This is a genomic window from Pseudomonas sp. P9_2, assembly GCF_034008255.1.
GTDB classification, from domain to species: Bacteria; Pseudomonadota; Gammaproteobacteria; order Pseudomonadales; family Pseudomonadaceae; genus Aquipseudomonas; species Aquipseudomonas synxantha_A.
Genome location: NZ_CP125376.1, coordinates 5,863,483 through 5,881,850 on the forward strand (window position 1 = coordinate 5,863,483; position 18,368 = coordinate 5,881,850).

At 58.1% G+C, this 18,368-nt stretch carries 16 protein-coding genes; 3 read left to right on the top strand and 13 right to left on the bottom strand.

Annotated elements, in window-relative coordinates; all coding sequences use genetic code 11:
• Nucleotides 1-19: 19 nt before the first annotated feature.
• Nucleotides 20-1,042, bottom strand: coding sequence for an amidohydrolase family protein (locus tag QMK52_RS25660; RefSeq protein WP_005786598.1), 1,023 nt, complete (start codon nt 1,040-1,042; stop codon nt 20-22).
• 137 nt (nt 1,043-1,179) lie between these two features.
• Between QMK52_RS25660 and QMK52_RS25665 the strand changes: the two genes are divergently transcribed.
• Together QMK52_RS25665 and QMK52_RS25670 are read left to right on the top strand one after the other, a co-directional pair.
• On the top strand, nt 1,180-1,596 hold the full coding sequence (locus QMK52_RS25665; protein WP_005786596.1) for an OsmC family protein: 417 nt from the start codon (nt 1,180-1,182) through the stop codon (nt 1,594-1,596).
• A gap of 64 nt (nt 1,597-1,660) precedes the next feature.
• A complete protein-coding gene (locus tag QMK52_RS25670; protein ID WP_005786595.1) occupies nt 1,661-2,527 on the top strand; it encodes a pirin family protein in 867 nt (288 codons plus the stop codon).
• 84 nt (nt 2,528-2,611) lie between these two features.
• Here the strand turns inward: QMK52_RS25670 and QMK52_RS25675 are convergent, their stop codons facing one another.
• From QMK52_RS25675 to QMK52_RS25690, 4 genes are all read right to left on the bottom strand, one after another.
• Nucleotides 2,612-3,340 (bottom strand): dienelactone hydrolase family protein, encoded by a 729-nt coding sequence (locus QMK52_RS25675; protein WP_320403634.1) that lies wholly within the window; start codon nt 3,338-3,340, stop codon nt 2,612-2,614.
• A 65-nt stretch (nt 3,341-3,405) separates the two neighbouring features.
• Nucleotides 3,406-5,310: a molecular chaperone HtpG gene (gene htpG / locus QMK52_RS25680; protein ID WP_005786592.1), complete on the bottom strand. Its 1,905-nt coding sequence runs from the start codon at nt 5,308-5,310 to the stop codon at nt 3,406-3,408.
• Nucleotides 5,311-5,399: 89 nt separating this feature from the next.
• Entirely contained in the window at nt 5,400-5,852 is a 453-nt protein-coding gene (locus QMK52_RS25685; RefSeq protein WP_005786590.1) for a PaaI family thioesterase, read from the bottom strand.
• Nucleotides 5,849-6,325: a PaaI family thioesterase gene (locus QMK52_RS25690; RefSeq protein WP_005786588.1), complete on the bottom strand. Its 477-nt coding sequence runs from the start codon at nt 6,323-6,325 to the stop codon at nt 5,849-5,851. The genes QMK52_RS25685 and QMK52_RS25690 overlap by 4 nt, the downstream gene beginning before the upstream one ends.
• Before the next feature lie 156 nt (nt 6,326-6,481).
• Here QMK52_RS25690 and QMK52_RS25695 point away from each other — a divergent pair, with 156 nt between their 5' ends.
• Nucleotides 6,482-6,730, top strand: coding sequence for a hypothetical protein (locus QMK52_RS25695; RefSeq protein ID WP_320403635.1), 249 nt, complete (start codon nt 6,482-6,484; stop codon nt 6,728-6,730).
• 83 nt (nt 6,731-6,813) lie between these two features.
• Here QMK52_RS25695 and QMK52_RS25700 read toward each other — a convergent pair whose 3' ends face one another.
• From QMK52_RS25700 to QMK52_RS25735, 8 genes are all read right to left on the bottom strand, one after another.
• Nucleotides 6,814-7,554, bottom strand: a complete 741-nt coding sequence (locus QMK52_RS25700; RefSeq protein WP_005786585.1) for a DUF599 domain-containing protein — start codon at nt 7,552-7,554, stop codon at nt 6,814-6,816.
• Nucleotides 7,555-7,810: 256 nt separating this feature from the next.
• Nucleotides 7,811-9,124 carry a branched-chain amino acid transport system II carrier protein gene (gene brnQ / locus QMK52_RS25705; RefSeq protein WP_005786584.1) on the bottom strand — a complete coding sequence of 438 codons (1,314 nt, stop codon included), beginning with the start codon at nt 9,122-9,124 and terminating at the stop codon, nt 7,811-7,813.
• A 372-nt stretch (nt 9,125-9,496) separates the two neighbouring features.
• Nucleotides 9,497-10,378, bottom strand: coding sequence for a succinate--CoA ligase subunit alpha (sucD, locus tag QMK52_RS25710; protein ID WP_005786582.1), 882 nt, complete (start codon nt 10,376-10,378; stop codon nt 9,497-9,499).
• Nucleotides 10,378-11,544, bottom strand: a complete 1,167-nt coding sequence (gene sucC, locus QMK52_RS25715; protein WP_005786580.1) for an ADP-forming succinate--CoA ligase subunit beta — start codon at nt 11,542-11,544, stop codon at nt 10,378-10,380. The genes sucD and sucC overlap by 1 nt, the downstream gene beginning before the upstream one ends.
• 204 nt (nt 11,545-11,748) lie before the next feature.
• Nucleotides 11,749-13,185: a dihydrolipoyl dehydrogenase gene (gene lpdA / locus QMK52_RS25720; protein WP_005786578.1), complete on the bottom strand. Its 1,437-nt coding sequence runs from the start codon at nt 13,183-13,185 to the stop codon at nt 11,749-11,751.
• 99 nt (nt 13,186-13,284) lie between these two features.
• Nucleotides 13,285-14,523, bottom strand: a complete 1,239-nt coding sequence (gene odhB / locus QMK52_RS25725) for a 2-oxoglutarate dehydrogenase complex dihydrolipoyllysine-residue succinyltransferase (protein ID WP_005786576.1) — start codon at nt 14,521-14,523, stop codon at nt 13,285-13,287.
• 44 nt (nt 14,524-14,567) lie between these two features.
• The gene (locus QMK52_RS25730; protein ID WP_005786575.1) at nt 14,568-17,399 is read right to left on the bottom strand and encodes a 2-oxoglutarate dehydrogenase E1 component; all 2,832 of its coding nucleotides are present in this window, start codon (nt 17,397-17,399) and stop codon (nt 14,568-14,570) included.
• A gap of 262 nt (nt 17,400-17,661) precedes the next feature.
• The gene (locus QMK52_RS25735; RefSeq protein WP_005786573.1) at nt 17,662-18,366 is read right to left on the bottom strand and encodes a succinate dehydrogenase iron-sulfur subunit; all 705 of its coding nucleotides are present in this window, start codon (nt 18,364-18,366) and stop codon (nt 17,662-17,664) included.
• Nucleotides 18,367-18,368 lie beyond the last annotated feature (2 nt).

Genomic DNA, 18,368 nt, shown 5'->3' on the forward strand with positions numbered 1-18,368 from the left:
GTAATACGAAAACGCGATATCAATGCACCTGACCATTGCCAGGCGGCTTGGGCAGGATGGCAAGGAAATTATCCCGCGCCACCTTGTGCGCCACCTCCTCGGGCAATGCATCGAGGAAGGGCTCGAAGCGACGCATCTCCTTACCTAACTTATTGAAACGCCCTACCACGTCAGATCCCAGCATAAAGCGCTCAGGGAAGCGCTCCACCAGCTTCACCCACTCCTGCCGAGGCTGACCCGCCTCATCCAGCAGATAGGGCGTGAGCATGCTCCAGGACAGGTCGATATACAGGTTGGGGTACGCCTCAAGCATACGGCTCAAGGTTGGCAGCAAAAAATCCATCTGCACCTGGTGCCGATGGATTTCCTTGCTGGTACCACCATGGGCCCAGATAAAGCGCGTATGCGGGTGGTTACGCAACGGCTCTTCGACTTCCGCCAGGTACAGCGGGTTGCGCTCGCGCTTTGATGTGATATTGGAGTGCAGCAGCACCGGCAAGTCATTTTCAGCGGCCAGGTGATAGATACGCGTCATGGCTTCGTTGTTGGCGCGGGGCGTGTCGCCTGAGGTCAGGGCGGTAAGGTCGTCGTGGCGGGTAAACACTTCACCGATGCCCTGCCACAGCCCGGGGTTGAGGTCGATCATGCGCTGGATATGAGCAGCGGAGTTCTTGTCGTTGGGGTTGAAGCCGGCCAGGAACGGGTGAAAGTGCTGGCGCTGCTCAGGGGTCAGCTTATTGACCGCTGCCGCCACAATCACATCGGTGGCGCTGTACCAATAGGCATCGGCGTCATCACCAGCGTAGTAGCGGGGGCGCTTGGGCTCGTCTTCGTGCCACTTCTTGGCCACGGGGATGCCGGAAATCATTACATGTTCGATGCGGTTCTCGGACATCGCCTTGAGCAGTTTGTCCATGCCTGCCGTTTCCTGGAAAAAATCCACGTAATGCATGTGCGCGTCACTGTAGGCATAGTCGCGGGCCTGCGCGGCAAGGCTGCTGGCAGCGAGCAACAAGGCAAGACTCAGGCGGGTCCGAAGCACGGTGAAACCTCAATCAGGGCTGATACGGGTAGACCTTGCGCCTACCTTCGAGGTTCAGCGCGGAAAAACTGGAACACTTGAGCGCCAGCATGCTCTATAACTGCATGATCTTCATCCTGCCCCTTGAGAGGTTCGCCATGCCTGTTACCGTTAATACATTGAACGCTGAAAACTTCCGTCACAGCGTCAATATCAATCACCACGAACTGTTTACCGACCTGCCAAAGAGCCTGGGTGGCGACGACTCGGCGCCCTCTCCCCACGACTATTTCGATGCTGCGCTGGCGTCATGCAAAGCCTTGACGGTCAAGCTCTATGCGCAGAAGAAAGATATCCCGCTCACCGGCGTGACCGTTGAAGTGACCCACGACGCCGCCGAAGAGCAGAAAGGCAAATACAAACTCAGCGTCAAATTGACCCTCAAGGGTGTGCTGAGCGATGAGCAGCGCGAGGAGTTGCATCGCGTTGCGGACAAGTGCCCGGTACACAAGCTGATGACCACCGCCGAAATCAGCATCGAGACGAAATTATCGGAAGGTGCCTTCAGCGCATAGCGCCAACTTCCCATCGGGCGGGTTATGCTCAGACGCATCCAACCCGCTCAGACAGGGATGCACCATGACCACCCTTACCGTGATCCGCCCCCGCGCCGAAGATGTCGAAGGGCAGCCGATCCTGCGCCCGCTGCCTTCCCGTGAATGCCGTAGCGTCGGGCCCTTTGTGTTTTTCGACCATATGCTGCCCACCGCCTATGCGCCGGGTACCGGCATGAATATCCGCCAACATCCGCATATCGGCCTGTCTACCCTCACCTACCTGTTTGAAGGCGCCTTGCAGCACAAGGACAGCCTCGGCTCGGATCAGGTGGTGCAGGCCGGCGATGTCAGCTGGATGACCGCTGGCAGCGCGATTGCCCATGTCGAGCGTACCCCTGAAGCGCTCAAGGCCAGTGGTTTCAACCTGCATGGCCTGCAAGTATGGCTCGCCTCCCCCAAAGACCACGAGACCGGCCCTGGCCATTACAGCCATCACCCGGCGGCGAGCTTGCCGGTGAACGATAACCTGGGCGTGCAGGTGCGCCTGATTGCCGGTGATGGTTTCTGTCTCAAGTCACCAGTGCCGGTGCTCTCGCCGACGTTGTATGCCGAAGTGCAGATGCAAACAGCCACCACCTTGCTGATCCCCGATGAGCATGAGGAGCGCGCGGTGTATGTGCTGGAAGGTGAGGCGCAGCTCGACGGTGAGCCGCTGGCAGTGCATAGCCTGGTGGTATTGCCGCCAGGGCAAGAGATGACATTGTTTGCCGAAACCGACTGCCATGTGATGGTGTTTGGTGGGGCGCCGCTGGACGGGCCGCGGCGGATCAACTGGAATTTCGTGGCGAGCGATCCGGCAGTGATCGAGCACGCCAGACAGCGCTGGGCTGCTGGGGATTGGCCGACGGTGCCGGGGGAGTCAGAACGAATTGAGTTGCCTGTGAAATAGCTATCGCAGGCAAGCCAGCTCCCACACTGGATGGGTGTGCACCTTGAAATGTGGGAACAGGGCTTGCCCGCGATGGCGTCAGAATCAGCCCTTGAACACTTCATCCAACAAGTTATGCATCGACTGGAAAGCCCGCGCAGCGGTCTTGGCGTCGTACATCATCTTGCCTGGCACATTGGCATGGGGATCGGTGAAGGAATGCACTGCGCCGCCGTAGCTCAGCAACTGCCAATCCACACCCGCTGCGTTCATTTCCTCTTCGAACGCTGGCAGTTGCTCTTTGGGCACCAATGGGTCGGACGCACCATGCAATACCAACACTGAACCCTTGATGTTTTTCGCATCCGCCGGGTTCGGCGTGTCGAGGGTACCGTGGAAAGAGACAGCCGCCTTCACCGGCGCACCGGTACGTGCCAATTCCAGAGCGCAGCAACCGCCGAAGCAGAAACCGAAGGTTGCCAGCTTCGACGTATCAACGGCTGTCTCGGTCTGGCCTTGCAGTTGCTCGAAGGCCGCCTGCATACGCTTGCTCAACAATGGACGATCATTTTTCAACGGCATCATCGCTGCGCCGGCTTCATCGCCATTGGTCGGGCGTACAGTTTGCCCATACAAATCGGCAATCAGCACCACGTAGCCTTTGCCGGCAACACTCTTGGCGATTTCTTCGGCACCCGCACTCACGCCCATCCAGTTCGGTGCCATCAGCAGCCCCGGCAGTGGGCCCTTGTGGCTGGCATCGAACGCCAGGCGGCTTTCATAAGACTGGCCATCAATCTGATAGACCACGGAACGTACTGTGACTTGGCTCATCATTTTCTCCAGTTGAGGAGGATTAACGAAAAAACCCGCCGAAGCGGGTTTTTTCTACACCGGTGTTAAACCGACAATTCAACCAACAGCTTGTTCAGTCGGCGCACATAGGCGGCCGGGTCTTTGAGGCTGTCGCCAGCGGCCAGAGCCGCTTGGTCGAAGAGGATGTGCGACAGGTCGCCAAACCGCTCTTCGCTCTGCTCGCCATCGAGTTTCTCGATCAGCGGGTGAGCCGGGTTGAATTCGAAGATCGGCTTGGAGTCCGGGACCTTCTGGCCGCTGGCTTCAAGGATCTGACGCATCTGCATGCCCAGGTCCTGCTCGCCAATGGCCAGGATCGCCGGGGAGTCGGTCAGGCGGTGGGAAACCCGCACTTCACTGACTGCTTCGCCCAGGGACGCCTTGATCCGTTCAACCAGGCCCTCTTTGGACTTGGCGACTTCTTCGGCGGCTTTCTTGTCTTCCTCGGAATCCAGGTTGCCCAGGTCCAGGTCGCCACGGGCAACGTCAACGAACGACTTGCCGTCGAACTCGGTGAGGTAGCTCATCAGCCACTCATCGATACGGTCGGTCAGCAGCAGCACTTCGATGCCTTTCTTGCGGAAGACTTCCAGGTGCGGGCTGTTTTTAACCTGCGCGTAGGTTTCGCCAGTCAGGTAGTAGATCTTGTCCTGACCTTCCTTGGCGCGTGCCAGGTAGTCAGCCAGGGACACAACCTGCTCGCCGTCTTCGCCCTGAGTCGAAGCAAAACGCAGCAGGCCGGCGATTTTTTCCTTGTTGGCAAAGTCTTCCGCCGGGCCTTCCTTCATCACCTGACCGAAGTTTTTCCAGAAGCTCTTGTATTGCTCAGGCTCGTTCTTCGCCAGTTTTTCCAACATGTCGAGCACGCGCTTGGTCAGCGCCGACTTCATGGAGTCGATGATCGGGTCTTTTTGCAGGATTTCCCGCGACACGTTCAGCGACAGGTCGTTGGAGTCGACCACGCCCTTGATAAAGCGCAGGTACAGCGGCAGGAAGGATTCCGCCTGGTCCATCACGAACACGCGCTGCACGTAGAGCTTCAAGCCCTTCGGCGCTTCGCGCTGGTACAGGTCGAACGGAGCACGGGCCGGTACGTAGAGCAGCGAGCTGTATTCCAGCTTGCCTTCAACCTTGTTGTGGCTCCAGCTCAGCGGGTTTTCGTAGTCGTGGCCGATGTGCTTGTAGAACTCCTGGTATTCCTCGTCCTTGATCTCGGTACGCGGACGGGTCCACAGGGCGCTAGCGCGGTTGACGGTTTCCCATTCCTCGGCAGGCTTCTCTTCGCCTTCGGCAGCCGTCTGTTCTTTCGGCAGCTCGATCGGCAAAGCGATGTGGTCGGAGTATTTCTTGATGATGTTGCGCAGGCGCCAGCCATCAGCGAATTCGTCTTCACCGGATTTCAGGTGCAGCACGATGCGGGTACCGCGATCTGCCTTGTCGACAGTGGCGATTTCAAACTCGCCCTCGCCTTTGGACGCCCAGTGCACGCCTTCGCTGGCGTCGAGGCCCGCACGGCGGCTGAATACTTCAACCTTGTCGGCAACGATGAAGGCCGAATAGAAGCCCACGCCGAATTGGCCGATCAGATGAGAATCTTTTTTCTGGTCGCCCGACAGGTTCTTCATGAAATCTGCGGTGCCGGATTTGGCGATGGTACCCAAGTGGGTAATCGCGTCTTCACGGCTCATGCCGATACCGTTGTCTTCGATCGTGACGGTCTTGGCGTCCTTGTCGTAGCTCACACGGATTTTCAGTTCCGCGCCACCTTCCAGCAACTCAGGCTTGGACAGGGCTTCGAAACGTAATTTGTCGACAGCGTCAGAGGCGTTCGAGATCAATTCGCGAAGGAAGATTTCCTTGTTGGAATATAGCGAATGGATCATGAGGTGCAGCAGTTGCTTCACCTCGGTCTGGAAGCCCAGGGTTTCCTTTTGAGTTTCCACACTCATGGTCATCAAACTCCAATTGGATGGCAGTGGCCGCGCCCGAAAGGGTTGGCGGCGGGTTGTCATCAAAGTTGGGGGCTAAGACCGGGATTTCAAGGGCGTGCCAATTCCTCAATCTTGAAATGTGCGCGGGCGGTGGCAATCGGCTCGGCCTCGGTGGTTTGCCAGGCGGTGATCGCCACATTGGCGACGCGCCGGCCCTGGCGGCACACCTGGCATTTGGCGTAAGTGTCGCGAAACTGGCCGGCGCGCAGGTAATCCAGGGAAAAGTCGATGATTTTTGGCAGGCCCGGAGCCCCGGTAAATACCCTTAGATGCAGGGCCGCCGACAGCTCCATGAAGCCGGCGATCACCCCGCCGTGCAACGCCGGCAATATGGGGTTACCAATATTGTCCTTGTTGGCCGGCAGGCGAAACAGCAGCTCATCTCCCAGACGGGTGCATTCGATACCGATCAGCTTGGCATAGGGCACCAAGCCCAGCAGTGCGTCGTAGTTGCCACGCTCGAGAGCCTGCTCCAGACGGGTCTTGAATCGATGCGTCATGCCTGCTCTCCCTTGATCGTGCTGCCCAGCCCTTGCGTGCCTTTTAGGCGCTTGCCCATACGCATGAACGTGCCCACTACATGGGCGATGGGTTGTTGCGGGTCATCCTGATAGGCGAACCCGCGCGTGAAGATCACATCGGTGGTCACCCGGTAACATTGCGCGAAGCCATACACCGGCTTGTGCGGCTCGGCTGCACGCATGTAGTCGATACGCAGGTCCAGGGTCGGGCACACCTCGAATTCGGGTAATACGCACAAGGTGGCCATGCCGCAGGCTGTGTCCATCAACGAGGTCAGGGCGCCACCATGAATCACACAGGTTGCGGGATCACCAACAAGATGTGGCCCATACGGCAACACCAGGGTCATGCCCTCCTCGCTTGCAGCGTGGACAGCCACACCCAGCACCTGACAATGGCGCAGCGCCGAGACAAAGCGCGCGGCACGCTCTAACAAGGGGTTTTCGGTCATTGTTTTTAGACTCTTATTAGTGTGAAAGCAGCGGACTAAATCGCCGGAAAAAGTTTTTGTACGAAAAGCGTTATATATCTGTGAGACAAAAGGAACTAATGCTGGCCCCTTGGGTTCGAAAGGCCAGTAGATATCTTCAATAAGGAGAAACACCCCATGCGCAAGACATTAGCTATTTCCATGATGCTGGCCGCTGCACTCGGTCTGGCTGCCTGCGACAAGAAATCCGAAGACAAAGCCCAAGATGCCGCTGCACATTCTGAGCAAGCACAGCAAGACATGGCTAAAGCACAGGATAAAGTGAACGACGCTGCGAAAGAAAACGCCGAAGCTGCCAAAGCTCAGGCTGAATCGAACGCCGAAGCTGCAAAAGAAGCTGCACCTGCAGAACCTGCCAAGCAGTAATTGCCGGGTGTGAACCTGTAGTGCTGCAAAAGAAAGCCCGCTTATAAAGCGGGCTTTTCTTTGCCAGCTGTTTTATCCGGCCTTTAAGAAACACTCTCTTTTGCAGCATCCGAAGCTTGCATATTCGTCGGGGTATACACCATCACCTGCAAGACGTCGGAGTGAAACTCGCGGCGATAAAGCACCAATACCACCCCGCTGCTCATCAACATGAACAACCAAGGGCTGACAAACCAGGCCAGCATGGTCATGCCGAAGTAATAAGCGCGCAGCCCAAAGTTGAACTGGTTGGCCGCCATCGAAATCACCCGCGCCGCCCGCAAGGCAAATGCATTGCGCTCCTGCTCCGACACGTGCCGCTCACCAATCATCGGCGCCGAGCCCACCAGCACCGCAGCGAAGTTGTACTGACGCATGCACCAGCTGAAAGTAAAAAACGCATAGACAAATACCAGGGCCAGGCACAGCAACTTGATCTCCGACATGCCTTGGGAGGCCTGCTGCACCATAGGAATGTCTGCCAGCAACGACACCGCCCGCTCGGAAGCACCGAGCACGGTCAGAATACCCGCAAGGATGATCAAGGTGCTGGAGGCAAAGAACGAGGCATTACGCTCCAGGTTGCCGATCACGCTGGCATCGGCGATGCGGTTATCGCGCAACAACATGCGACGCATCCAGTCTTCACGGTACAGGTGCAATACGCTGGCCAGGCAGGCCGTATCCCGGGCTTTCCAGGTGGCATAACGGGTGTAGCCACCCCAGCACAGGATGAACCAGAGGGCGGCAAGCAGATGGACTTGATTGGTTTCGACGAACGACATGCGGGTCCTTGTACACAGGATGATAGGGCCGACACGGTTCAAATGTGGGAGCTGGCTTGCCTGCGATAGCGTCTTTGCAGTCACCACCGCGCCAACCGATGTACCGCCATCGCAGGCAAGCCAGCTCCCACACCGACCGGTGTTTTCAACTTGAGATTTTTGACGCCATCCCCAAAAAAAAGACACTGCCATCGACTCAAAAAAAATGCCCCGTATCGTTTGATACGGGGCATTTCAGTGCAGCACAAACCGCGGGTTATGCGACGGCTTCGCTACGCTTGCCCAGCATACGGTCGATCACCACGGCCACCACCAGCGTCATCACTGATGGCACCAACCACGCCAAGCCTTGCTCGCTCAGCGGCAAGTTTGCCAATTGTGTAGGCATCCAACCCGCCAGGCCCGCGCCCTTGAGTGCGTCGATACAACCAAAGATGAATGACACCAGCATCACCGGGCCGACGATACGGCCCTGTTCCTGCCAGAAGCCTTTGCAGAAACTCAGGGCTACCAGCACGATGCACGGCGGGTAGATCGCTGTAAGCACCGGAATCGAGAACGCGATCAGTTTGGTCAGGCCCAGGTTGGACACGAACAGCGAGAACAACGCCAGAATCACCACCAGTGTCTTGTAGGACAGCGGCAGGATTTTGCTGAAGTACTCGGCGCAGGCGCAGGTCAGGCCGACGGCAGTGACCAGGCACGCCAGGGAGATCAGCACGGCGAGGAAGCCGCTGCCCAGGGAGCCGAAGGTGTGTTGCACATAAGCGTGCAGTACGGCTGCGCCGTTGCTGGCACCGGCAGCCACGGCATGGCTGCCCGAACCCAGGCGGAACAGGCTGATGTACACCAGCGCCAGGCCCACGCCGGCAATCAGGCCGGCGATAATGGCGTAACGGGTGATCAGTTGGGGCGACTCGACACCCCGTGAACGGATCGCGTTGACGATCACGATGCCGAACACCAGCGCACCCAGCGTATCCATGGTCAGATAACCATTGATAAAGCCCTGGGAGAACGGTGCGGCCACGTATTCCGGCGTAGCGACGCCCACTTCACCGGCCGGCAAGGCAAACGCGGCAATGCCGAGGATGGCCAGGGCGATGATCTTCAGCGGCGCGAGGAAGCGGCCCACGGTGTCCAGCAGTCGACCTGGGTACAGGGACACAAAGAACACCACCAGGAAATACACCGAGCTGTAGAGGAACAGCGCCAATGGGCTTTCACCGGTCAGTGGCGCCAGGCCCACTTCGAATGACACCGTCGCGGTACGCGGGGTAGCGAACAGCGGCCCCACCGCCAGGTACGCCGCCGCCGCCAGCAGGCCACCGGCGATCTTGCCAATCGGGCTGCTCAGCGCATCCATGCCACCACCGACCTTGGCCAGGGCAATCACGGTGACCACCGGCAAACCGACCGCGGTGATCAGAAAGCCAAGCGCGGCCATCCAGACATGGGGCCCGGACTGCAAGCCCACGATAGGCGGGAAGATGATGTTGCCAGCGCCCACGAACAGGGCAAAGGTCATAAAGCCCAGCGCCAGGATATCCTGGCTTTTCAACACTTTCATTTGAGGAAATACCACACTACTGAATCGGAATTTAGAGAGGGCTTCCCTATGGATGAGGGAAATGCTGCCGGCCCTTATGGGGACCGACCGGTCTAGCGCGCAGCTTCCTTTTGGGATGCGGACGCATAAAGAGGCGGCTAGAGTACAGAATCAGGCTGACAAACGCACTGTTGCGGGGCGAACTGTCCGATAAGCGACATTTTAATGTCGCGTTTCCGTACTTAATTTGGCAAGACAAGCAAAGAATGCGGGAGGGGCGGTGCGACGATTCGACTTGCTCCCTCCCACATTTAATTTTCAGCAACCTGCAGAATGCACAAAGGCCACCCGAAGGTGGCCTTTGTGTGATGAGGCGTCAGCTAAGCGCGAGGCTTACTTGACAGCCCAACCGGTCAGCTCGGCCAGGGCCTTGCCGATGTCTGCCAGCGAACGCACGGTTTTCACGCCTGCGTCTTGCAGAGCAGCGAATTTCTCGTCTGCAGTGCCTTTGCCGCCAGAGATGATTGCGCCAGCATGGCCCATGCGCTTGCCCGCAGGGGCAGTCACACCAGCGATGTAGGAAACAACCGGCTTGGTCACGTGTGCCTTGATGTAGGCAGCCGCTTCTTCTTCAGCCGAACCGCCGATCTCACCGATCATCACGATCGCTTCGGTCTTCGGGTCTTCCTGGAACAGCTTCAGGATGTCGATGAAGTTGGAGCCTGGGATCGGGTCACCGCCGATGCCGACGCAAGTCGACTGACCGAAACCGGCGTCAGTGGTCTGCTTCACAGCTTCGTAGGTCAGGGTGCCGGAACGGGAAACGATACCGACTTTACCTGGCAAGTGAATGTGACCTGGCATGATGCCGATCTTGCATTCGCCTGGGGTGATCACGCCTGGGCAGTTAGGGCCGATCAGGACTACGCCCAGCTCGTCGCACTTAACTTTAGCGTCCAGCATGTCCAGGGTAGGAATGCCTTCGGTGATGCACACGATCAGCTTGATGCCGCCGAATGCTGCTTCCAGGATCGAGTCCTTGCAGAAAGGAGCCGGAACGTAGATCACGCTGGCAGTGGCGCCAGTGGTTTCTACCGCTTCTTTCACGGTGTTGAACACTGGCAGGCCCAGGTGCTCGGTGCCGCCCTTGCCCGGAGTTACGCCGCCAACCATCTGGGTGCCGTACTCGATGGCTTGCTGGGTGTGGAAACTACCTTGCGAACCGGTAATACCCTGGCAGATAACTTTGGTGTCTTTATTGATCAGGACGCTCATTACTTGCCCTCCGCAGCTTTGACAACTTGTTGAGCAGCGTCGGTCAGGCTGGTAGCCGCGATGATGTTCAAACCGCTTTCTGCCAGTACTTTAGCGCCCAGTTCAGCGTTGTTACCTTCAAGGCGAACAACAACCGGGATTTTAACGCCAACTTCTTTCACTGCACCGATGATGCCTTCGGCAATCATGTCGCAACGAACGATGCCGCCGAAGATATTGACCAGTACTGCAGCGACGTTGGAGTCGGACAGGATGATCTTGAACGCTTCGGTAACGCGTTCCTTGGTAGCGCCACCACCTACGTCGAGGAAGTTGGCTGGTTTGCCGCCATGCAGGTTGACGATGTCCATGGTACCCATGGCCAGGCCAGCACCGTTGACCATGCAACCGATGTTACCTTCCAGGGCTACGTAGTTCAGTTCGAACTTGGCAGCGTCCGCTTCACGCTTGTCGTCTTGCGACGGGTCGTGGAAGGTCTTCAGCTTAGGCTGACGGTACATGGCGTTGGCGTCGATGTTGATCTTGGCGTCGAGGCAGTGCAGATCGCCGTCAGCCTTGATCACCAGTGGGTTCACTTCCAGCAGGGCCAGATCGTGATCCTGGAACAGTTTGGCCAGACCTACGAAGATCTTGGCGAACTGGGCAACTTGCTTGCCTTCCAGACCCAGTTGGAACGCCAGTTCACGACCCTGGAATGGCTGAGCGCCAACCAGTGGATCGATAGTAGCCTTCAGAATTTTCTCTGGGGACTCTTCGGCAATCTTCTCGATGTCCACGCCACCTTCGGTGGAGGCCATGAACACAATGCGACGGCTCGAACGGTCAACGACAGCGCCCAGGTACAGCTCTTTAGCGATATCAGTGCACGATTCAACCAGGATCTTGGAGACTGGCTGGCCATTGGCATCAGTCTGGTAAGTCACCAGACGCTTGCCCAGCCACTTCTGTGCGAAGGCCTTGGCTTCTTCCCGGCTCTTAACCAGCTTGACGCCACCCGCTTTACCGCGACCACCGGCGTGGACCTGGGCTTTGACAACCCACTCGCTGCCGCCGATTTTGTCGCAAGCTTCTGCTGCTGCTTCCGGGGTGTCTACTGCGTAGCCCTTGGAAACTGGCAGGCCGTATTCAGCGAACAGCTGCTTACCCTGATACTCGTGAAGATTCATGCTTTTTACCGTCTTCGTTAGGTACTGCGCATTCGGCGCTGCGCTCATTATGAGTGCCGCACCACCTGTGACTGCTGCTTGCGCAACTTGCGGGGCTTATGGCCCGTAAAGCTGCGCAAGGCTGCGTCCAGCGGATATTCCGCGGTGAGTCTTGCGCGCAAGGCTCACGACGGGCAACTCCGCCGTGGTTTCTTATTATCTCGCTTAGCGCTTCTTCTTGTTGGCGATGTGGATGGCACCGCCATTCACTGCCAACGCGGCTTCATGCAGCGCTTCGGACAGGGTCGGATGGGAGAAGACCATCATACCCAGGTCCTCGGCACTGGTGCCGAATTCCATACCGATCGCGCCTTGCTGAACCAGTTCTGCAGCGCTTGGGCCAATCACGTGGACGCCCAATACGCGGTCAGTCTTGGCATCAGCGATGACTTTGACAAAACCACCGGTGTCGTTGGCTGCCATGGCACGGCCGGAAGCGGCGAACGGGAAGGTGCCGACGTTAACTTCAACGCCTTCAGCTTTCAACTGCTGTTCGTTCTTGCCGACCCATGCGATTTCCGGGTGGGTGTAGATAACCGACGGGATCAGGTCGTAGTTCATCTGGGTCTTGTGACCCTTGATGCGCTCGACGACCATGATGCCTTCCTCGGAAGCCTTGTGGGCCAGCATCATGCCACGAACCACGTCGCCGATCGCATATACGCCCGGTACGGTGGTTGCGCAGTGATCATCAACGTGGATGAAGCCACGCTCGTCGATGTTCACGCCGCTGTCGGAAGCCAACAGGTCATTGGTCACTGGACGACGACCAACGGCAACGATCAACTTGTCGAAGGTGATGGTCTGCTCGCCGTCTTTATCGGTGTAGGTCACCACGACTTCTTCGCCGTTGACCTTGGAGCCGGTGACACGGGCGCCGAGCTTGATGTCCAGACCTTGTTTGGTCAGGGTTTTCAGCGCCTCTTTGGAGACTGCAGTGTCGGCCGCCAGCAGGAACGTGTCCAGGGCTTCCAGCACGGTGACTTCAGCGCCCAGACGGGACCATACCGAACCCAGTTCCAGACCGATTACGCCAGCGCCGATCACGCCCAGGCGCTTAGGCACAGCCTGGAATTCCAGGGCGCCGGTCGAATCAACGATCACGTTGTTGTCAACTGGAGCAGGCGGAATGTCGATTGGACGCGAGCCGGGTGCCAGGATCACGTTTTCGGCTTCGATGACTTCAACCGAACCATCTGGTTTGGTGACTTCGACTTTCTTGCCGGCCAGCAGCTTGCCGTGGCCTTGAATGGAAGTCACACCGTTGGCCTTGAACAAGGTGGCAACGCCGGAAGTCAGGCCTTTGACGATGTTGGCTTTACGGCCGACCATTGCTGGCACGTCCATGGTTACGCCAGCATGGTTGATGCCGTGGATCGCGAAGCCGTCTTGGGCTTCGTGGAATTTCCAGGAGCTGTCCAGCAGCGCCTTGGAAGGAATGCAACCAACGTTCAGGCAGGTACCGCCCAGCGCCAGTTTGCCTTCCTTGTCGGTGTACTTTTCGATGCAAGCAGTCGAGAGGCCCAGTTGCGCAGCCTTGATGGCGGCAACATAGCCGCCAGGGCCTGCACCAATCACTACAACGTCAAATTTCTGTGTCATGAAAATAGATCCTCTATTTGCGACAAGCTTCTAGCCACAAGCTGCAAGCCAAGCTGCTTTTTCCTACAGCTTGTAGCTCGCAACTTGCAGCTGCTTCTATCAGATGTCCAGGAGCAGGCGAGCCGGGTCTTCCAGCAGGTTCTTGATGGTCACCAGGAACGTCACGGCTTCTTTACCATCGATCAGGCGGTGATCGTAAGACAATGCCAGGTACATCATTGGGCGGATCACGACCTGGCCGTTGATGGCCATCGGACGCTGGATGATGTTGTGCATGCCCAGGATCGCGGCTTGCGGTGGGTTGACGATCGGCGTCGACATCATCGAACCGAAGGTACCACCGTTAGTGATGGTGAAGGTACCGCCGGTCATCTCGTCGATGGTCAGCTTGCCGTCACGGGCTTTCTTGCCGAAGCCGGCGATGCCGCCTTCGATTTCGGCCAGGCTCATCAGCTCGGCGTTACGCAGCACTGGAACCACCAGGCCACGGTCGCTGGACACGGCAACGCCGATATCTGCATAGCCGTGGTAAACGATGTCGCCGCCGTCGATGGAAGCGTTGACTGCCGGGAAGCGCTTGAGTGCTTCGGTGGCCGCTTTCACGAAGAACGACATGAAGCCCAGGCGCACGCCGTTGTGGGACTTCTCGAACAGGTCCTTGTACTTGGAGCGCAGAGCCATGACTTCGGTCATGTCGACTTCGTTGAACGTGGTCAGCATCGCCATGTTCGACTGCGCTTCAACCAGGCGCTTGGCCACGGTGGCACGCACGCGAGTCATCGGTACGCGCTTCTCGGTACGGTCGCCGGCAGCGAACACCGGGGCAGCAGCCGCTGGAGCAGCAGCCTTGGCAGGCGCGGCAGCCGGAGCGTTCTTCTTGGCTTCAACCGCAGCAACCACGTCTTCCTTGGTCACGCGGCCGTCTTTGCCGGTGCCCTTGATGGAAGCCAGGTTGATGCCGTTCTCTTCAGCCAGTTGACGCGCAGCTGGCGCAGCGATTGGATCTTCGCCACCGACTGCCGGTGCAGCGGCAGGCGCCGAAGCAGCCAGTGCAGCCGGTGCAGCAGCAGCGGCGGCAGGAGCAGGAGCTGCAGCAGCGCTGCCCTCTTCGATCGAACCCAGTACCTGGTTCGACAGAACGGTAGCGCCCTCTTCAGCCACGATCGCGCCCAGCACGCCGTCAGCTTCGGCCAACACTTCCAGTACGACCTTGTCAGTCTCGATGTCGACGATCAGGTCGTCACGCTTGACGGCCTCGCCTGGTTTCTTGTGCCAGGTGGCAACGGTGCCATCGGCAACCGATTCCGGGAATGACGGGGCTTTGATTTCGATAGCCATTATCTGTAGGTCCTTAAAATTCGGTTTCAGTCAGCGCGAAGGCGTTAAACAGTGAAAGCATCTTGCAGCAGTTTTTCCTGCTGCTCGGCGTGCATCGACGCATAGCCACACGCAGGTGCAGCAGAAGCATCACGACCGGCGTACTCAAGGACCAAGGCCTTGTTGTGGTTGCCGATGCTGCGACGCAGATGATGCTGGCTGCTGTACCAGGCGCCCTGGTTCATCGGTTCTTCCTGACACCACACCACGTTCGTGAGGTTGGTATAAGGCGCGATGATCTCCATGAGGTCATCTTCCGGGAACGGGTAAAGCTGCTCGATACGCACGATGGCGATGTCTTCGCGGCCTTCGGCACGGCGTTTTTCCAACAGATCGTAATAGACCTTGCCGCTGCACAGGATCAGGCGAGTGACCTTGGCGGCGTCCAGTGTATCGATCTCTGGAATCACGGTCTGGAACGAACCTTGGGCCAGATCTTCCAGGGTCGAAACGGCCAGTTTGTGACGCAACAGCGATTTCGGGGTCAGCACGACCAGCGGCTTGCGCAGCGGGCGGATCACCTGGCGACGCAGCAAGTGGTAGATCTGCGCCGGGGTGGTCGGCACGCACACCTGGATGTTGTGCTCGGCGCACAATTGCAGGTAACGCTCCAGACGGGCCGAAGAGTGCTCCGGACCCTGGCCTTCATAACCGTGTGGCAGCAGCATGGTCAGACCGCACAGGCGGCCCCACTTGTGCTCGCCGCTGGTGATGAACTGGTCGATAACCACCTGGGCACCGTTGGCGAAGTCGCCGAACTGGGCTTCCCAGATCACCAGCGCATTAGGCGTGGTGGTGGAGTAGCCGTATTCGAACGCCAGTACGGCTTCTTCGGACAGGAACGAATCGTACAGGTCGAAACGTGGCTGGCCTTCGTACAGGTTCTGCAACGGAATGTAGGTGCCCGCGTCTTTCTGGTTGTGCAATACAGCATGACGGTGCGAGAACGTACCGCGGCCGATGTCCTGGCCGGTCATGCGGATCGGGTGACCTTCGAACGCCAGGGTCGCGTACGCCATGGTTTCGGCGTAACCCCAGTTGATCGGCAGGCCGCCGGCTTGCATCTTCTGACGATCTTCGTAGATCTTCGCCACCTGGCGCTGTACGACGAAGCCTTCGGGAATTTCCAGCAGCTTGGCGGACAGTTCCTGCAACGTCTTCAAATCGAAGGATGTATCGTGACGTGCAGTCCAGGTGTGGCCCAGGTAAGGACGCCAGTCAACGAACAACTCTTTGTTCGGCTCCTTGACCAGGCTTTTCACTACATGCAGGCCATTGTCCAGCGCGTTGCGGTATTCATCGACTTTCGCCTGAACACGCGCATCGTCAACCACGCCGGCCTTGGTCAGGCTTTCGGCGTACAGCTCACGGGTGGTGCGCTGCTTGGTGATCTGCTGGTACATCAACGGCTGGGTGCCGCTTGGCTCGTCCGCTTCGTTGTGACCGCGACGGCGGTAGCAAACCAGGTCGATCACCACGTCACGCTTGAACTGCATGCGGTAGTCGACTGCCAGTTGGGTCACGAACAGCACGGCTTCCGGATCATCGCCATTCACATGGAGGATCGGCGCCTGGATCATCTTGGCAACATCGGTGGCGTACTCGGTGGAACGCGCGTCCAACGGGTTGCTGATGGTGAAGCCGACCTGGTTGTTGATGACGATGTGAACGGTACCGCCGGTCTTGAAGCCGCGAGTCTGCGACATCTGGAACGTTTCCAGGACCACGCCTTGACCGGCGAATGCCGCGTCACCGTGGATGGAAATCGGCAGAACCTTCTCACCGGTGGCATCGTTACGACGATCCTGGCGCGCACGTACCGAACCCTCGACCACTGGCGAAACGATTTCCAGGTGGGATGGGTTGAACGCCATGGCCAGGTGAACTTCACCGCCGGTGGTCATCACGTTGGACGAGAAGCCCTGGTGGTATTTAACGTCACCGGAACCCAGCTCGACCTTCTTCTTGCCTTCGAACTCGTCGAACAGCTCGCGCGGGTTCTTGCCGAAGGTGTTGACCAACACGTTCAGGCGACCACGGTGAGCCATGCCGATCACGATTTCCTTGGTGCCGTAGGAACCGGAACGCTGGATCAGCTCGTCGAGCATCGGAATCAGGCTTTCGCCGCCTTCCAGGCCGAAACGCTTGGTGCCCGGGTATTTGGTACCCAGGTATTTTTCGAGGCCCTCGGCCGCGGTCACGCGCTCCAGCAAGTGGCTGCGGACATCGGCGGACAAGACCGGACGGCCACGCACGCCTTCCAGGCGGTGCTGGAACCACTGGCGCTGCTCGGAATCGGTGATGTGCGTGAACTCAGCGCCGATGGTGCGGCAATATGTCTGCTGCAACGCTTCGTGAATTTCGCGTAGGCTCGCTTCCTCTTTGCCGATGAACAGGTCGCCGGCACGGAAGGTCGTATCAAGATCGGCATTGGTCAAGCCGTAATGATTGATCGACAGGTCTGCAGGTGCAGGACGCTGCCACAGCCCCAGCGGGTCAAGCTGGGCTGCCTGGTGGCCACGCATACGGTAGGCCTGGATCAGTCGCAGTACTTCAACTTGCTTCTTCTCGTGCTCACTGCTCACGCTGCCGGCGGAAACCGGTTGGGCGCGGCGCTGGTTCTTTGCCAGCAGCACGAACTGATCGCGAATTGTTGCGTGCGATACATCGGTGGCAGCGTTGCCGTCTGAAGACAACGTCTGAAATTTGGTGCGCCATTCTTCTGGCACAGCGTTAGGGTCGTGCAGGTAGAGCTCATAAAGCTCTTCCACATAGGCAGCGTTACCACCTGAAAGATAGCCGCTGTTCCACATGCGCTGCATCACGCTTTCTTGCATGCTTGGTCACCCTCGATTTGGGGACACCACCGGCGAAAACACCGAGTCTGCTTGCAAAAGGCCAAGTGCAGCGACCAAAACAAGCCACTTAGGATCACGCTGATAGTTCGGGTACCAACCCGAATGCCCCTGCTTGTCTCATTTCTTCAAAATAAGAGCCGCGGCTTTGTAAGTCGCTGCTCAAGTTAAAACTACGGCGCCGGTTGAAGCCTGCGCCGCAGCATTTACGGGCACAACGGTCCTGCTATTACTACAACGTCAGTTACACGCCGCTGTGCAGCAGCATGTTACGGATGTGACCAATGGCCTTAGTCGGGTTCAGGCCTTTGGGACATACGTTGACGCAGTTCATGATCCCGCGGCAGCGGAATACGCTGAACGGGTCATCCAGCGAAGCCAGGCGCTCGGACGTCTTGGTATCACGGCTGTCTGCCAGGAAGCGGTAGGCTTGCAGCAAGGCAGCTGGACCCAGGAACTTGTCCGGGTTCCACCAGAAGGATGGGCACGAAGTCGAGCAGCAAGCGCACAGGATGCACTCGTACAAGCCATCGAGCTTTTCACGCTCTTCCGGGGATTGCAGACGCTCGATGGCCGGAGCCGGCGTGTCATTCTGCAAGAACGGCTTAACTTTCTCGTATTGCTTGTAGAAGATGCTCATATCGACGACCAGGTCACGGATAACCGGCAAACCTGGCAGAGGACGAACGATCAGCTTGTTGCCTTTGACAACAGCAGACAGCGGCGTGATGCACGCCAGGCCATTCTTGCCGTTGATGTTCATGCCGTCGGAGCCGCAAACACCCTCACGGCAAGAGCGACGATAGGAGAAACCTTCGTCCTGCTCTTTGATCAGTGCCAGTACATCCAGCACCATCAGGTCTTTACCACCGGTATCGACCTGGAACTCCTGCATGAACGGCGCAGCGTCCTGATCAGGGTTGTAGCGATAAACACTGACTTTCAACATGG

What these genes read in the sequence shown, in the direction of transcription:
- QMK52_RS25665 (WP_005786596.1), top strand. Translation starts at nt 1,180, where the DNA reads ATGCCTGTTACCGTTAATACATTGAACGCTGAAAACTTCCGTCACAGC.
- QMK52_RS25670 (WP_005786595.1), top strand. Translation starts at nt 1,661, where the DNA reads ATGACCACCCTTACCGTGATCCGCCCCCGCGCCGAAGATGTCGAAGGG.
- QMK52_RS25675 (WP_320403634.1), bottom strand. Translation starts at nt 3,340, where the DNA reads ATGAGCCAAGTCACAGTACGTTCCGTGGTCTATCAGATTGATGGCCAG.
- htpG (WP_005786592.1), bottom strand. Translation starts at nt 5,310, where the DNA reads ATGAGTGTGGAAACTCAAAAGGAAACCCTGGGCTTCCAGACCGAGGTG.
- QMK52_RS25685 (WP_005786590.1), bottom strand. Translation starts at nt 5,852, where the DNA reads ATGACGCATCGATTCAAGACCCGTCTGGAGCAGGCTCTCGAGCGTGGC.
- QMK52_RS25690 (WP_005786588.1), bottom strand. Translation starts at nt 6,325, where the DNA reads ATGACCGAAAACCCCTTGTTAGAGCGTGCCGCGCGCTTTGTCTCGGCG.
- QMK52_RS25695 (WP_320403635.1), top strand. Translation starts at nt 6,482, where the DNA reads ATGCGCAAGACATTAGCTATTTCCATGATGCTGGCCGCTGCACTCGGT.
- QMK52_RS25700 (WP_005786585.1), bottom strand. Translation starts at nt 7,554, where the DNA reads ATGTCGTTCGTCGAAACCAATCAAGTCCATCTGCTTGCCGCCCTCTGG.
- brnQ (WP_005786584.1), bottom strand. Translation starts at nt 9,124, where the DNA reads ATGAAAGTGTTGAAAAGCCAGGATATCCTGGCGCTGGGCTTTATGACC.
- sucD (WP_005786582.1), bottom strand. Translation starts at nt 10,378, where the DNA reads ATGAGCGTCCTGATCAATAAAGACACCAAAGTTATCTGCCAGGGTATT.
- sucC (WP_005786580.1), bottom strand. Translation starts at nt 11,544, where the DNA reads ATGAATCTTCACGAGTATCAGGGTAAGCAGCTGTTCGCTGAATACGGC.
- lpdA (WP_005786578.1), bottom strand. Translation starts at nt 13,185, where the DNA reads ATGACACAGAAATTTGACGTTGTAGTGATTGGTGCAGGCCCTGGCGGC.
- odhB (WP_005786576.1), bottom strand. Translation starts at nt 14,523, where the DNA reads ATGGCTATCGAAATCAAAGCCCCGTCATTCCCGGAATCGGTTGCCGAT.
- QMK52_RS25730 (WP_005786575.1), bottom strand. Translation starts at nt 17,399, where the DNA reads ATGCAAGAAAGCGTGATGCAGCGCATGTGGAACAGCGGCTATCTTTCA.
- QMK52_RS25735 (WP_005786573.1), bottom strand. Translation starts at nt 18,366, where the DNA reads ATGTTGAAAGTCAGTGTTTATCGCTACAACCCTGATCAGGACGCTGCG.